The organism is Gemmata palustris, from assembly GCF_017939745.1.
GTDB lineage: Bacteria > Planctomycetota > Planctomycetia > Gemmatales > Gemmataceae > Gemmata > Gemmata palustris.
Genome location: NZ_JAGKQQ010000001.1, coordinates 1,510,641 through 1,527,072 on the forward strand (window position 1 = coordinate 1,510,641; position 16,432 = coordinate 1,527,072).

Here is a 16,432-nt window from a genome sequence, read left to right on the forward strand (position 1 = left end):
GTTCCGAGCCGAGGCGCACGAGTCCGGTCGCGAGGAGGCACGCGAGCTCGCGGGTGCGCTCTTCGGGGGTGAGCGTGGCGGGGTTGCGGGTGGACGGCATCGGGGCACCGGGTGGTTGGCCCCAGCGCCCTTCGCGTCGCGACCGGCGGGCTGGCGGGAGAATGAGGAAAAGTCTCTATCTGTTAATTACACCGAACGCGCTCGAAGTGTTCAGAGAAGTGCGATCGAGGTAGTGATCGCCCGACGACCGTGGTCCACTCTCTCGGTGTCAACCAAACCCGAGTGGCGCAGGGAATAATTGCTGGAGGGGGTGTGCTCCGGGGTAGCCCCCGTCGGATGAGATGCTCAATACGGTGTGTCGGACCGACGCACGTTACGGCACCTCGGGAACCGGTCCCTCCCACGGTCGCGAGGTCTTCGCGGTGATCCGTCCCCTCCGAGAATTCATGTGCCGGGCGCTGGACGGCTCCCGGCTGAAGGACTGCGCCGACGAAGTCCTGCTCCGGCGGTTTGTGGCCGCGCGGCCGCCGGTACGACTTTTTGGCGCCCTCCGTCGTCTTGAGAGTGGATACTCTTGAGCGGTCGGATCTTTCGAGGAGGTTCACATGCGTTCGCTCACGCGAAAACTGTCCCTGGTCGGCGTCCTCGCTTGCTACTTGGCGTCCGGCTTCCGGGCCGAGGCCGCGGAGCCGCCCCTCGACGAACCGCTCCCGGAAGGAGCGGTGGCGCGTCTGGGAACCACGCGCCTGCGGCACGGCCACTACGTCTGCGCCGTGGCCTTCTCGCCCGACGGCAAGCTCTTGGCCTCGGGCGGCTACGATTACACGCTCAACGTCTGGGAGGTGGCGACCGGCAAGCGGCTCTGGACCGCTCCCGAGCAAGGCTATTACGTCACGTCCGTGGCGTTTTCCCCGGACGGTAAGACGCTGGCTTCGACCGCCCAAGTCAAGAGCGCCCAACTGTGGGAGGCGACGACGGGGAAGAAACTGCTCAGCCTCGACGGGCACACGGACGTGATCCAGTCACTCTGTTTCGCCCCGGACGGCAAGACGGTGGCGACGGCCAGCCACGATCGGTCGGTCCGCCTCTGGGACCCGACCACGGGTAAAGAACGGTATCAGTTCAAGCAGCACCAGCAAAAGGTCTACTGCGTCGCGTTCGCGCCCGACGGCAAGACTATCGCTTCCGCGGACTCGGCCGACATCGCCGGCGTGGGCCAGACCGAAGAAAAGGATGGGAATTGCACCATCCTACTCTGGGATCCGGCCGTGGGCAAAGTCCGGCACCAGATGCCCAAGGCCCATCTCGGCTGGGTCTACGATCTCGCCTTTTCTCCGGACGGTCAGACGCTCGCCTCGGCCAGTCCCTACCGCGGCTGCCTCTGGGACGTGGCCGGCGGCAAATTGATCGACCGTTTCGCGGACCGCACGAACAAGGTCGCGTTCGCACCGGACGGCAAATCGATCGCCTGGTGCAAGGACGGGGTTCGCCTGTACAACGCCGCGACCGGGCAAGAGCGGAGGCCGTTCCGCGTCTACAACCCGTGGCTGATGTGCCTGACTTTTTCGCCGGACGGTCAGCACATCGCCGCCGGCGGCGCGGACGGTCTGGTGTACCTGTGGAAGGCGGCCAGCGGTGAGGAGGCGGTCAAGAGGCCGGGTCACCGGTTCCACATCCACGCCGCGACCATCTCGCCCGACGGCCAGTTGATCGCGACCGGAAGTGACGACGCTACGGTGCGCGTTTGGGGTACGGCCACGGGTCAGGAGCTGCGCACGTTTTCCCTCTCCGATGACTACAGCCTGTGGGGGGGGCAGTTCGGATACAACCTGTCTCATACCGGTCCGACGGGCGTCGGCGCGGTCCGCTTTTCGTCCGACGGCGAACTGGTCGCGGCCACGACCCCGTGGCGGACGGCGGTCTGGGAAGTCAATACCGGCCGCGCCGTCCTGAAGCGGGATCAGGGTGGAACGGCGCTGGCGATGACGGCGGGCAAGACCCTGGCCTTCGCCGCCCGTCGCGAGGGCGAGGTGCAAGTTTGGAACTTGACGACCGGCAAGGAAATCCGTCGGCTGCGCCCGCAAGGACCGGACTCTCGCGATGTCGTCGTCTCCGCCCTGACATTCTCTCCAGACGGCAACATCCTGGCGACCGGCAGTTCGCCGGGACATTATCGGGAGCGAGGGGAGTCGACGGAGACGATCCATTTTTGGGACATCGAAACCGGCAAGGAAGTCCGCAAATTCCGACCCGACAAATCGCCACCGTCCGCCCTGTTCTTCTCCCCGGACGGCGAGGTGCTCGCCAGCGCTGCACCGGGCGAGCCGCCCGTACAGTTTTGGAGCGTCCAGGCCGGTCAGGAACTTCGCGGCCTCGGCGCTCGGCAAGAGCGGAACCGGCGAGACCCCGGCCTGGTCGCGTTCTCGTCCGACGGCCGGCTCATGGCCACCAGAGGGAAGGTCGGCATTGTTGTGAGCGAAGTGGCCAGCGGAAAGGAAGTCTTGCAACTCCTCGGCGCACCCGGGGCCGTCACGACCGCGCTGGCCTTTTTCCCCAACGGCCGGAACCTGCTCTCCGGCAGCACGGACACCACCGGTCTGATCTGGGATCTGGTGCCGGAGCGGGGAGTACTGGAGAAGAAGGCCAAGACGTTGGGCGCCAAGGATCTCGACCAACTTTGGAGCGACCTCGCGGGGGACGACGCGGCTGGGGCGCACCGGGCGGTCTGGACTCTGGTGCTGGCGAGGGAACCGGCGGTGGCGCTTCTGAAGGAGCGGCTGCGCGCGACGCCGGGGCCGGACCCCAATCGCATTTCGGGCCTGATCACCGACCTGGACAGCGACAAGCTCGCGACCCGCCAGGCGGCAGCGAAGGAACTTCTGACGTTCGGCGCGGGTGCGGAAGAGGCACTGTTCAAGGCGCTGCGGAACAAGCCGACGCTCGAACTGCGGAAGCGGATCGAGGGGCTTCTCGCGGAGCTGCGGCAGCGGCCGCTCGCCTCGGACGAGCTGCGCCAGGGCCGGGCGGTCCAAGTACTCGAGCTTCTAGGCACGGCGGAAGCCCGGAACGTGCTGCAGCCGCTGGCACAGGCGGCCGGAGAGTCGCGCCTGCGTCGGGACGCACAGGCGGCACTCAAGAGATTGTCCGCGCGGTAGTCGAGACCGGGCACACTCGGTGGCCTCGTCGCCCGACGCCAGGGTCTTGCCGTCGGGCGACGAGGCCACCGAGCGCACCGCCCCCTTGTGTGACCCTTGAGCGCGGCCATGCATTTTATTGCGGGAGCCCTTGCTCGCGTCGGTCACCTCGACCTCAAGCTTCAAAGCGGCGAACGGAACCCAGCCAAGTCGGTGCGCTGACCGCGGGCCGAACCGGTCCGCACGGGAACTCGCCAGAATGGGCCTGTGGGGGAATGCAACAGAGTTATTCCCGCGTGAGAATGCGAAGCAATTGTCGCGCCGAGCACACGGCTCGGCGGGTGTGAGCGTGGCGGGGTTGCGGGTGGACGGCATCGGGGCACCGGGTGGTTGGCCCCAGCGCCCTTCGCGTCGCGACCGGCGGGCTGGCGGGAGAACAGCAGAAAAGTCTCTACCGGTTAATTACACCGAACCGAGATGAAGTGTTCAGAGAAGTGCGATCGAGAGACGCCGATCACGCGGCGGCCGTGGTCCACTTTCTCAGCGTCAACCGAACCCGAGTGGCGCGGGGAGAAATAGCGCCGGCCGCGCCCGGAGTAACCATCGTCTGGCGACATACTCAGACCGGTGTATCGGACCGAAGCCGGTTAACGGGTCGAGCGGGGCGCACACGGCGATGGCTCGACCGGGTTGCGGACGACCTCAACCCGGTCGGTCCTCGATGCTCCCGCTTCCGGGGGGATCCGGCCGCGGGAGCAGGCCCAGCGCCTCCCGTACCGAGTCGGGCAGTTCGACCTCCACGGGAGCGGGCGGTTCCGCGACCACCGGTCCCGGTAACGGGGCGGGCGGGGCGGGGATCTCCGGTGGGACGGTCGGCTCGGGCGGGTGGAGTTCGTCGAACACCGCGTACATCTCGTGCTTGTCCACGTCCTTGATTTGTCGGAACGCTTCGTCGAACGGCGGGATTACCCCGTCATACATCTCCAACAGGTGATCGTACTCGTACCGCTTTTCGGGGTCGCTCAGGAGCTCGTAGGCCTGGTTGATGCGGATGAACAGTGCCGTTGCGTCGGCCTTCCGGTCCTCCGGCACCGCGTCCGGGTGGTGGGCGCGCTCCAGTTCGCGGAACGCCCGGCGGATCGTCGCCGCGTCCGCGCCCTGGGTTACGCCGAGGATTTGGTACGGGTTCTCGCCGCGGACGTTCGGTGCCCAGCCCGAAGAAGGGTTGGTCATTGAGCGGTACAAGAGGAGACCGAACGCTGCCACCCCGACCAAGCCGACGAACGGGTTCGCGGTTCCGGCGCACGCGACGATCGGCCCGAGCATGAGCAACCCGGTGAACTTCACTGACGACATTCCGCGGAGGGCGCGGTTCAGCTTGTTCATCGTGTTCCTCGCTACGCCTTCGCGCCGCACGTGCCGCAGAACGCGAACCCCTCGACGAGCGCCGCGCCGCAGTTCCCGCACGTGTCCTTCTTCAGCGGCACACCGCACTTGCCGCAGAACGCGAACCCCGGCGGCATCGCCGCCCCGCAGTTCCCGCACGCACCCTCCGCGGAGGGTGCCCCGGCTCCCGCCGACAGGTCACGCAGCGCCGCGTCCAGGTCCCGGGCGGCGATCGCGGCCAGGTCGTCGTCCCCGGCACGGAGCGCGGTCGCCAGTTGGCGGGCGAACGCGGCGGCCGTCTGACTGTGTTCCTCGGCGCTCGGGGGCGTGCGCGCGAGCCGCCGCTCGGCGTCCGCGAGCAGGTCCGCCCACTGCTGCCGACGGCGGACTCGTTCCTCTTCGACCCGCGCCGCGGGCCGCGACCGCCGCGCCTCGCGCTTTAGTCGGTCCACGGTCTCGCGGTCCAGGTTCTGTGAGTCCTTGATGGTCACGCCCTGGCTCGCGCCGGTGGCGCGGTCCTTCGCCGTCACGTGCAGGATGTCGTTCGCGTCCAGGTGGAACGTGACGTCCACGGCCGCCGCGTCGCGCGGCCGGGGCGGGTCGAATAGTAACTCGACCTCGCCGAGCTTCAGGTTGTCGGCGACCAGCCCGCTCTCGCCCTGGTACACTCCGATCGCCACCGACCGCTGGTAGTCGGCAACCGGGGCGTACTCGTTCGTTCGCGTGCACGGGATGCGGGTGTTCGCGTCGATCACGCGGGAAAACATCGTCCCCTGGACGGCCGTGCCCAGCGACAGCGCGGTCGTGTCCACGAGCACGATCCGCTCGACCGCGCTCTTGCGGTGGATGATGCCGGCCTGCACCGCCGCGCCGAGCGCCACCGCCTCGTCCGGGTTCACGTCCGCCCGCACCCGGCCGCGGAAGATGTTGCCCACCAACTGGCGCACCGCCGGCACCCGCGTCTCGCCGCCCACGAGGAGGATGTCGCACCCCTCCAGCTGGTTCTCCAACACGTCCGGGTGGGCGTCCCGGTACCGCGGCTTGCGGAGCTCCTCGGTCACGTTCCAGGCGATCGCGCGGAGGCGGTCGAACAGGTCGCGGCACATGCCCTCGAACGCGGCGCGGGTGAGGACCGCGTCGAACCCCTTTCCACCGAACAGGTTCTCGATCCGCACCCGCACCTCGGGGGCCTGGGTGAGGGCGTGCTTGGCTGCCATCGCCCACTCGTGGACGAGGCACATCGCGGGCACGTCCCGCCGGATGTCGTGCCCGGTCTCCGCCCCGAACTCGCGCACGACCCACTGCACGATGCGGTGGTTGAAGTCGTCGCCGCCGAGGTTGTTGTCGCCGGTCGAGTACAGCACCTCGTACAGCCCACCGCCGGCCTCGACGACGGAGATGTCGAACGTCCCCCCGCCGAGGTCGAACACGACCAAGACGCTGGAGAGCTGGTGCCGGTGGCCGTACGCCAGGGCCGCGGCCGTCGGCTCGTTCAGCACCCGCAGCACGTCGAACCCGGCGATCTCGCCGGCGTCCTTCGTGGCCTGCCGCTGGCGGCTGTTGAAGTTCGCGGGCACGGTCACGACGACCTCGTCGATCGGCCGCCCGAGCTTCGCCTCGCCGTACTCCTTCAGGTGCGCCAATACGAGAGCTGACACGCTCTCGGGCGTGTACTCGGTGCCCAGGACGGCACGCGAGTACCGCTCGCCCATCCGCCGCTTGATGGACGCGAACGTGTTCGCGGGGTGCGTGAGGAGGCGGCTGCGCGCCTTCTTCCCGACCACGGTCCCGTCGGGAAGGACGGCCACGACGGACGGCGTAACGGGGGCACCGAGGTCATTCGGGACGATGACGGGGCGGTCGCCGTCCAGGACCGCCAGGCACGAGTTCGTGGTGCCGAGGTCGATCCCGGCGCTGACCTTCTCCATCGGCCCCTCGACGCGGTGGGTGTTGCTGTATCGAGTTTCATGATACCGCCGATGACCCCCGACTCCAATCGGACCGGCCGATTGCGGAGTTGCGACGAATTCACCATTTCCCACTCGGGTAATCCGCTTCCGGGCTTGGGGCTCCGCGACACTCGGAATTCGAGGCGTCCCGACGACCCTCCCGTGAAGCCCGGCCCGTCGCCCTCGGACCGCGACCGCGCGGGCTGGCGGGAGAAGAGAACGAAGACACTACCCGTTAATTACAGCCGACCCGCTCGAAATGCTCACAGAAGAGCACGAACAGAGCGGCGAGGTGAATTCCGGGTCATTTTTTGTTGTTCGGGTCGAAGCTCTCCTGCCCCTTGAAGAGGAGCCCCAGGGCGGTGGTCTCGGTGCCCACGATCTTGCCCACGATCCCGACCGCGGGCGCCCCGTCGCTCATCACCTGGGTCACGTCTCCCTTGCCGTTGAACCCGACCCACTCGCTCTCGTAACGGTCCTTCGGGTCCAGGGTCCCGTCCCCCTTCACCTTCATGAAGGTGAGCGAGAACCCGTTGCACCACCACCCGGCCTTGCCGCTGATCCCCCCGACCGCGTACCCGTCCTTGGCCCGTAGGGTCACGGACCCGGTCAGGTCCGTACCGAACTGCTTGCCGAACTCCTCCTTACCGTTCACCCGGTAGATCGGGCGCACCGCGCGGACGATGTCGGTGCTCCCGAACTTCCCGAACCGGGCCTCGACCCCGACCACCAGCGCCCCAACGGGCCCGACCGTCTTGAACTTCGGGTCGTGCTCGATCGAGCCGAGGATGTACGGCTCCTTCCCCACCGCGATCACCTTCGACGGGCCACCCGGTGCCTGGGCCTGAACCTCGCCCGGCCGGCGGAAGGACATGAGGATCATTTCGGCACCGACCCCCGCCACTTGGTCCGCGGTCCCGGTCACCCGGACCGTGTAGATCCGCGGGCCCTGAACGTACACCCGCACCCGGGTCACCTCGGACCCGGATTCGAGCCGGTACTCGGCCCCGCTGAGCGTTCCCGACTGGGCCTCGACCGACTCGGTGATGCGCCCCTTCGTCTCGTCCCGCAAGGTCGCACGGAACGCCGGGTAGAGCCGGGCCCCGAGCCGGGCGAGGTCGGGCGCGAGGTCCATCACCTCGGCCCGGTACAGCAGCCCGTCGTCGGCCTTCCCGAACACCCCGTTCGCGCGAACGGTCTCGCCCGCCAGTGGGACGTCGCGCCGGTCCTCGCCCTGTCGGGCCGGTTGCTCCGGTAGCCAGACCACGAACGCTTTCCCCGGCGGGCTGTACCCCTTCCATCCGGCCGGTGCCGGACCGGCGAGGTCCTCGGGCCTCGCCCCCGGCGCGAGCGCGAACGCCCGCGCTCGTGTGGCGACCCGATCCGTGCCGGCCCCACGAGTGCCGACCACCTGCACCACAACGGCCCCTTCCGCCCGCTCGATCGTGAGTTCGCCCGCGGCAACGCCCCGATCCACCTTCAGTTCGAGCGCGCGCGCGTCCGGGTGCTTGTCGAGGGCCGCGGCGTCCGGAACCCGTCCCTTCGGGGGGACGATGACGTAGTACGCCGTCGCGGACCGAAGCTCGCCCGCGGGGTCGATCACCTCGGCCTCGACTCGGGCGCTCGGCTTCCCATCAGCGCGCTTGCCCGAAATGACCCGCACCCGTCCGATGCGGCCGACCATCAACCGGTCGACCTCGGCCCCCGGAATGATGAACCCGATCCCCTGACCGTCCCGGGCCCGGGCCACGGCGACCCCGACCAAGCGCCCCTTGGCGTCCACGACCGGTCCGCCACTGTTTCCCGGGTTCAGGTTCCCGTCGATTTGGATGATGGCCAACTCACCGTCGTCCCCTTCGCGAAGGCTCGAGACCGACGCCTTACCGACGGTAACGGCCGGGAACCCCTTTCGGACCGACAGGGCCTGCCCGAGCGGGAACCCGAATGAGAACACCCCCATCGTCTCGACCGGTTTCGGCAGGTCCGTATACGCGATCGGCTTGGGTGGGTCCTTCACTCCGGTCACGCGGAGTACCGCCAGGTCGCGCTCCTCATCCGCGGCGACTACGGTCGCCGGGTACTCCCGTTCGGCCGCGGTACCACTGCCGAAGACCACACTGACCTCGGGCGGCTTCGCGCGGGCTCCGGGAGGCCGCTTGACGGCGACGTGGTGGTTGGTCACTACAAGCACCCGGTCCTTATCGGCCGCGACGACGAACCCGGATCCGGACCCGCTCCACCCGTCGCCCTCGACCCGGACGTACACCGAGGCCCTTTTGACCGCAGCAACGGTTTCTGGTGCGAGTGTGTCGTCGGCCCGTGTGTTCGGGGCGCTGAGGGCGACGAGTGCGGCCGAAAGCGCGAGGGCGCGTAGCATGCGTGGCGTCCGGTAGTGGGATGTCGCGAATGATGTGAGTATCAGTGCCGTACCGGAGCCTGTCAACCGGATTACGGGCCCACCGAAGTGCCGCAGTTCCGCCCGTCCGGTCATTTGGCGGATCGGCCGTTTAGAGGACCGTCGCCGGCGCCGACCTACCTTCGGCATCCATCGCCGGGCCCGCACGTTTCGTGGGAACATGTGGGGCCCGGTCTTTGACGTGGATCTTTTCGGTTATGCGTCGTGTTGCAGGCACGAAAGCCAGCGAATTTGGAGTATGTGGTTCGGGGTGCGAGACGAACCCAGTGTTAACCCGTGTGTTGCTCTCTCGGCGAGACTCCGAGACTTTTCCGAAGAGAAATTCGGGGTCCGAGCCGAAACGCTAGGGTTCGGCTCGGACCCCGAGTTGTCTCGCTCGAACCCGAGACTTTCGCCGCGCTTGGAATGTGGGCCAAAGTGCCTGAAAACGTGCAAAAAATGACGGCAGCCGGGAGCACTCACTCCCGGCCGTGCGCGTTAACCCCTGTGTGCGATTATTCCGCACCCGCTGACTCAGCTCCCCGAGCACAACACTCCTCGAACTCGCACACCTCTGCACGCGAGAGGCTTTTCGGTGACACACCTCGTCGAAGCACTAAAAATCGTAGTGTTTCGTGCGAAGCGGGTACGGACGTGTGCTATTGTGTGATCGCGAATCCGGATCTCGTTCAATGACCAAGATGGACACTCCTCGAACCTCTCTCACTCTCACCGCGGTTAACCGGCAGGTTCGGTTGTAATGTCAGAAAAACTGTCACTGGATCGGTTAACCGCGTGAGAGCGTCTGGCCCGCGACCGGGGTCAGTTGAACCGGGCGGCGTAGGCGAACCCGAACGGCCCGTCGAACAGCCGGGCCGCGTTCAGAATCGCGTTGAGGTCGAGTGCCTTCTTGTCCTTCTCCGGTTCCAGGTACTTGGCTTCAAGCCCCTTTTCTCGGATCCGTTTTTCGTTCAGGAGATCGGGCGGCGGATCGTCCAGTAGTGTCTTCAGGTTCAGTCCCATCCCCGCGCCGTGGTTGTTGGAGACGAACGCGAGCAAGAAACTGGGTACCAGACGTTCTCCCTTGAGCAGGCCCTCCAACTGCTCCATCATCGCGAGCCAGCCGTCGATCTGCGCCTTGGTGATCGGCAGTCCCAGCTGATCCGTCTGTTTCGGGTTGGGCAGCCACTCGTGGTCGTCGTCCGTTTCGGCCAGGACGTGTTTCCACGTCTCCCGGTTCAGTTCGCACACCGCCACCAGGTGCAACCGGGCCCGGCGCAGGCGCGGAGCGTCCACCACCTTGAGCCCGCCCACCGGGTCCTGCTCGTCGAACTTCTTCGCTCCCGGTTCCACCTTCGGGAAGATGCCCCGGACCCGGTCCTCGAACCCGATCTCCTCGTCCACCGCCCGGTACCCATTCACCATTGCCGACAGGAGGTGGCAGTACCCGCGCAGCCAGGCCACGTCCCCGCGATCGAACCGCACCTCGAACTCCGGGTTCTTTTTCAAGAATTCGAACCGGCCGCCGTTGAGCCGCTCCAAAACCTGCACCAGTGTGGTTCGGTCGGCCCCGGTTCCGGTGAAGTCGAACGACACTTTGGCCAATCGCAACCGCAGCCCCACCTTGTCATCCCGGATCGCCGCGAGTGTGGCCTCGGCGCGCCCGAGGTCCGTGGCGAACGTGTCCAGCACGCGCCCGAGAGACCGGTAACTGATTGCCGACGGCTTGTCGTTCTTGGGCACCGGGAGGCGCAGGAAGGGCACGTTCGTGTTCTTCGCCTCGGCCCCGTACTCGTATAGGGCCCGGCCCAAGTTCTCGACCGCTCGGGCGAACTGGATGACCCCGAGCCCGAACCGGGCCGAGTCGTCGGCCGGTGCCGCGTCCAAGGCACGCAGAGACGCGGATTCGCCGTCAGCGAGCCGGCCTTCGTGCAGGTACTTCTCGGCCGGCGGGGGTGCTTCGGCGCCCGGGGCGGGGGTGGCCGCCGCCCACGCGATGACCAGGGGTAAGAGGCGGACCACGGGCGGCTCCTGGGTGTGGGGTTCTCGGGCATGCCTTCACCTAGGGGGCATGCTCGCGATCACACGAACGGGTTCGGCCAAATCGTCCATGATCCCTAAATGGAGAAGTGCGTGCAACGGGGAGCTCATAACTATCAAGCTAATTCTACAGCCGTAGCTATTAGGAATCGTTTCGCTCGTCACGCGGAATTGCCAGAGACTGTTCCAGAGTCGGCTTAAACTCCACAGAACAAAGTGATTCCTAACAGCTATGGCTGTAGGACCGTCTCTCGCAGTTTCACGAGCGTTACCTGGTTGCCGGCCGTGTTGTAGTGTACGTCGTTCATGAAGGTGCGCATGAACAAGATACCGCGACCGCTGGGGCGCTCCAAGTTGGCCGGGTCGGTCGGATCTGGAAGGGAGCTGACATCGAACCCCGGACCCTCGTCGGCAACGACAAAAGTCGCCCCGTTGGGAGTCACGTGACTGCTCACACTCGCGCGCCGGTCACGGTACGGGGCGACACTGCGGCGCTCGGCGGCTGTCCGTTCAAACGACCCGTCGCCCGCGAGCTTGAGGTCCGAATTCACACCCAAATTACCGTGATAGATCGCATTCAGAACGGCTTCTTCGAGGGCGATCCCCGCGCGCGTCGCCCCGGTCGCGTCGCACAGCCCGAAGGCGACCATTTCCTCGCGTAAGACCTGCACTAGCGGGGAAACAAGCACGGGATCGTTTTCAATCACGTACCGCGATGACCGCTCGGTGAGGGCGCCGAGCACACGGGTCCGTTGGTCGTCTGTCTGCGACGCGGCCAAAACCTGCTCGAGCGTCGAGAACAAGTCCCTATTCAGATTGCACTTGGGTACGTAACTCACCGCCCCGGCGCGCAGGGCCGCGATCGCGATCTCTTCGCTCCCGTGCCCGGTCATCAGGACCACCGGTACACGGGGGAACCGCTGACGGACCTGTTCGACGAGAGCCAACCCGTCCATGTTGGGCATCTGAAGGTCGGTGAGGACCGCGGCCGGGGCCGACCGGGCGATGGCCGCAAGTGCTTCGACCCCGTCCGCGGCCAGCACGACGCGCCAGCCGTCGTGCTTCTCAACGAGACGGCGGATAAAGAGCCGGTCCACGACCATGTCATCGACGACAAGGATGGTGACGTCAGTGGCGTCCACGAATAAAGCCTCATCAAGAGTTCCGAGTCGGATCAGCCCACGTTGTGCGGTTCGGGTCGCCCGACGAGGGCGGTCGAAAGTCGACTCACTTCAATGATCAGTAAGCCCAGTGCACTGGCAGCGCTGGCCAGGTCGCTCGAGGCGCCGATTTTTTCAAGGGCAGCGGCGGCCGCTACACATGGCTCTCCACCGACGTGGGCAGCGGCGCCCTTCAGCCCGTGCGCGGCTCGGCGAACGGTCGTGGCATCGTTCCCAACGACCGCCCGGCTCAACTCGGCCAGCAACCTCGGTGCGTCTTCGCAGAAGGCCCCAGCAATCTCGGCGAAGAGGTCTTCGTCGCCACCCATTCGCGCGACGGCGGACACGCGGTCGAACACCGCCGTCGAGGGCTCGGGCGCCGGGGGCGAATCGGGAATGGCGACGGGAACAGGTTGCCCCCTGTCGGTGACCAGCGCCAGTATCCGGGCGATCTCGGCCCGCTGTAGTGGCTTGCTCACGTAATCGTCCATCCCCTTCGATAGACACAGCTCTCGATCGCCCTTCATGGCGTGTGCTGTCATAGCCACCACCGGAACGTGGCGCCCGGTTCCTTTCTCCAGCGCCCGAATCGCTCGGGTCGCCTCGAAACCGTCCATCTCCGGCATCTGGACGTCCATGAGCACCACATCGAACGCCTCGCGAGCGAACGCCGCGAGCGCCTGGCGCCCGTCCCCCGTTACGGTGATGGTGTGACCATATTTTCCCAGGATGCCGACGATGACGCGCTGGTTCACCGGGTTGTCCTCGGCCACCAGGATGCGCAGCGTTCGGCCCGGCAGCATACCAGCCGCGCCCGTCGGTGCTGATGCGACTTCTGGCAGAGGGCACTGTTCTGTACCGGTTCGTTGGAGCGCGGCCGCGAGGACGCGATTTAGTTCGTTCGTCTTGATCGGTTTGACCAGGTACGCGGCCACCCCGAGGTCGCGGCACCGAGCCGCGTCCCCCGGCCCGTTGGCGGAGGTGAGCATGAGTATTATTGCCCCAGCCAGTGCTGGGTCGCGCCCGATCCGCTCGGCGACCGTGAATCCGTCCATGTCCGGCATCATGACGTCTAGCAGGACGAGCGGGAACGGGGTGCCGTTTGCGACCGCGTGCCGCAACTCGTCCAATCCCTCCGGGCCACTGGCCGCACACGTGGGTCGGGCGCCCCAGTGCCGGACCGTCTCGGCCAGGACTCGGCGGTTAGTCGTATTGTCGTCCACGATCAGGATCGGCAGCCCGCGCAGGTCGGCGGGTTCCCCGGACACCGGTTGCAGCGCCGCGGAGGTCGGCTCCAGTGAAGCATCGAAGAAGAACGTGCTACCCTTGCCCGGCTCGCTCTCGGCGCCGACCCGGCCCCCCATCAGTTCGACTAGCCGTTGACAGATACTGAGCCCCAGACCGGTGCCGCCGTACTTTCGCGTGGTGCTCCCGTCGGCCTGAGTGAAGGGATCGAACACGGCTTTGATCTTGTCCGCCGGGATCCCGATCCCCGTATCTGTTACACGGAACGTGAGCCGCACGGCGTCACCCGGTTCGGCGCTCCGTCCGCACGAGACAACGACTTCGCCGCGCTCGGTAAACTTGATCGCGTTTCCTACCAGATTGGTGAGTACCTGCCGCAGTCGGTTGGCGTCACCGAGGACTACTGTGGGGACGTTCGGATGCGTTTCCCACGTCAGCTCCAATCCCTTCGTGTGTGCCCGAGATGCGAGGGCCTTAAGCGTATCGCCGATCATGTCCCGAACCGAGAACGGGAGCGGGTCCAGGTCCAGCTTCCCGGCCTCGATCTTGGAGAAATCGAGGATGTCGTTGAGGAGCGCGAGGAGCGCGTCGGCGGACGACTTCACCAATCCGACGGATTCCCTCTGATCGGACGTGAGGGGCGTTTCGAGGATCTGGTCCGTCATCCCGAGGATACCGTTCATCGGGGTACGGATCTCGTGGCTCATGTTGGCCAGGAACTCGCTCTTGGACCGGCTCGCCGCCTCGGCCGCCTCCTGGGCGGCCTTGAGGACAGTGACATCGGTCCGCAGTGATACGACCCCACCGTCGGCCGTCCGGCGGTCGTCGATCCGCAAGAACCGCTTACCGATCCGCTGTTCGCTCGGCAGCCCGGGGTTGCGGTGCGCGGCTAATCGCCCGGCTACGGCACCTTCGACCGACAACCCGCTCTGGAGGTGAAGGCCGGCCCCGCACCCGCGCCGGATAATGTCTTCGTACCGAGCGCCGGCGACCATGAACTCGGCTGCGGCCGGATACATCTCCTTGTACCGGGTGTTGCAGGTCACCAGGCACTCGTTCGGGTCGAACATGACGAATCCGGCGTCCAGGCTCTCGATCGCATCCATCAATTGGACCCGACTCCGGCGCGATTCCTCCTCGGCCCGCCGGCGCTCGACGCATTGCGCCACCTGCCCGGCTAATCCCGCCATGAGCACCATGTCTTCAGGATCGGGCGGCACGGTCCGGGAGCCGAAGAAATTGAATACCCCCACAACCCGGCCGCCTGTTACGACGGGGAATGCGAACCCGGTGCGGAGCCCGGCCCGGGCCGCAACTTCCTTACGGAGGAAGCCGGGATCGGCTGCCAGGTCGGGGATGACCTCGGGCCGGGCGCTCGCCCACACCCGGCCCGGGAGCCCCATGCCGGGAGCGAATGCCATCCCGGCGCTCGCTTCCGAGAACCCGGCCGCGGTCGAGGTGTGCCACTCGCCGGTGCGTCGCAGCTCGCACACATCGTCCGCGGGCTCCCAGAATTCACCAGCCTCCCAGCCGAGTTCCTCGCACGCTGAATGGAGCAGGTTCACGACTCCGGCAACGACTGTCGGGGCCTCAGTCAGGGCGAGAGTGGCGGTAAGCTGCACCCGGGCATGCGCGGCTTGCCGGACGCGCTCCGTGATAACTTCGGTGAAGAATAGCACCCCTCCCACCGCGCCGGCTGCGTCGCGCCACGGTTGGACCTCCCACCGGAGGTAGTCGATCGTCCCATCGGTCCGCTGGAACCGGTCCGCCTCGCACTTCTCCGGTATGCCATTGAGGCACCGCTGGTGGATCTCTTTCCACCGTTCCGGGACCTCGGGGAAGACCTCATAGTGTGACCGCCCGATCAAGTCCGCCTCTCCGAGACGGTAGTCCGTTAGCCACCGGCGGCTGTATGCCAGGTACCGCATCTGGTGGTCGTACATGGCGACCGCGGCCGGGGTGTTGTGGACGAACAGCCGGAGCTGTTCCTGGCCGGCACGGTGCTCGGCCTCGGCCCGTTTCCGTGCCGTAATGTCCTGAATCTGGGCGACGAAGTGGAGCGGGTTCCCGGCCGCGTCCGGGACAAGGGAGACCCCGAGCAGGATCCAGACCGCGTGTCCCTCCTTGTGGAAGTAACGCTTCTCCATCTGGTAGGCCCGCGCCGCTCCGGTCAGGAGCCGGAGAACCTGATCCTCGTCGGCTTTCAGATCATCGGGGTGGGTGATCGCCTGGAACGTGAGGGCGAGAAGCTCGGCCTCGGGGTAGCCGACGATTTCGCAGAGGGTACGGTTCACCCGCAGGAACCGTCCGTCCGGTGCGACGAGTGCCATGCCCGTTGCGGCGTCGTCGAACGCCCGGCGGAACTGCTCCTGGGTCTGCCACAGTTCCGCGGTCCGCTCACGGACGCGCCTTTCGACCGTGACCTGTGCGGCCTCCAACTCCGCCTCGCGCTCGGCGGTTCTGACCAGATCCGCATTCCCCCACCAGCACGCGAACCCGAGGAACACGTCCATAAACACCACCCAGCCGGCGTGTTCCACCCAGCGCCAGTCGGTTCCGGCGGTCGCGCCGTACATCGACTCGGGCCACACCGCCCCTCGCACGATGTGATCGAGCGCCGTTACCGACGACGCGATCAAAAGCACCCGCCAGTCGCGGTACAGTGCCAGGAAGGCGAGCGAGCCGAACACGTGGAAGTGCGTCTCGAGCCGACCTCCGTTGAGGTGGATCAGCAATCCTGAAGAGAGCATCTGAGCCGCGGCGATCACGAACCGGGTATTTGATCGACCCGGGCGGGCCAGCGTGAGGAACACCGGGAATGCCACCACGACGGCGCCGAGGAAGACGGCGGCCCAGACGTGCGGGTGAATCCGGCTGTCGGCCCCGGCCCACGTGAGCGGGGTGACCCACGTCGCGAGAACGACCATCCCCACCCACTGGAACACGAGTAACTTGGCGAACATCCGGTCGGTCCGTCGGCAGATCGCGCCGCGATAAGACGCGGCGAGTTCCCGCACCCGCGCCCCAGTCCCCGCGCCCGTGGGCTCTGGCATACTTGTCCCTCCTCAAGCTCGCGGTTTAACAAGCTCTGACAAAATCCGTGACTAGGGCCGTTTTCAAGGC

7 protein-coding genes are annotated in these 16,432 nt (G+C 66.6%); 1 reads left to right on the forward strand and 6 read right to left on the reverse strand.

Annotated elements, in window-relative coordinates; genetic code table 11:
- Positions 1 to 605: 605 nt before the first annotated feature.
- Entirely contained in the window at positions 606 to 3,155 is a 2,550-nt protein-coding gene (locus J8F10_RS06080; RefSeq protein WP_210652961.1) for a WD40 repeat domain-containing protein, read from the forward strand.
- A 681-nt stretch (positions 3,156 to 3,836) separates the two neighbouring features.
- Here J8F10_RS06080 and J8F10_RS06085 read toward each other — a convergent pair.
- The 6 genes from J8F10_RS06085 to J8F10_RS06110 form a co-directional block, all read right to left on the reverse strand.
- Positions 3,837 to 4,520, reverse strand: coding sequence for a J domain-containing protein (locus J8F10_RS06085; protein WP_210652962.1), 684 nt, complete (start codon positions 4,518 to 4,520; stop codon positions 3,837 to 3,839).
- A gap of 11 nt (positions 4,521 to 4,531) precedes the next feature.
- Positions 4,532 to 6,448, reverse strand: a complete 1,917-nt coding sequence (locus J8F10_RS06090) for an Hsp70 family protein (RefSeq protein WP_210652963.1) — start codon at positions 6,446 to 6,448, stop codon at positions 4,532 to 4,534.
- A gap of 325 nt (positions 6,449 to 6,773) precedes the next feature.
- Positions 6,774 to 8,846 carry a S1C family serine protease gene (locus tag J8F10_RS38485; protein ID WP_246522955.1) on the reverse strand — a complete coding sequence of 691 codons (2,073 nt, stop codon included), beginning with the start codon at positions 8,844 to 8,846 and terminating at the stop codon, positions 6,774 to 6,776.
- A gap of 840 nt (positions 8,847 to 9,686) precedes the next feature.
- Positions 9,687 to 10,886, reverse strand: a complete 1,200-nt coding sequence (locus tag J8F10_RS06100; protein ID WP_210652964.1) for a hypothetical protein — start codon at positions 10,884 to 10,886, stop codon at positions 9,687 to 9,689.
- 248 nt (positions 10,887 to 11,134) lie between these two features.
- Positions 11,135 to 12,046, reverse strand: a complete 912-nt coding sequence (locus J8F10_RS06105; protein ID WP_210652965.1) for a response regulator — start codon at positions 12,044 to 12,046, stop codon at positions 11,135 to 11,137.
- Positions 12,047 to 12,078: 32 nt separating this feature from the next.
- Entirely contained in the window at positions 12,079 to 16,362 is a 4,284-nt protein-coding gene (locus tag J8F10_RS06110; RefSeq protein WP_210652966.1) for a response regulator, read from the reverse strand.
- Positions 16,363 to 16,432: the final 70 nt, after the last annotated feature.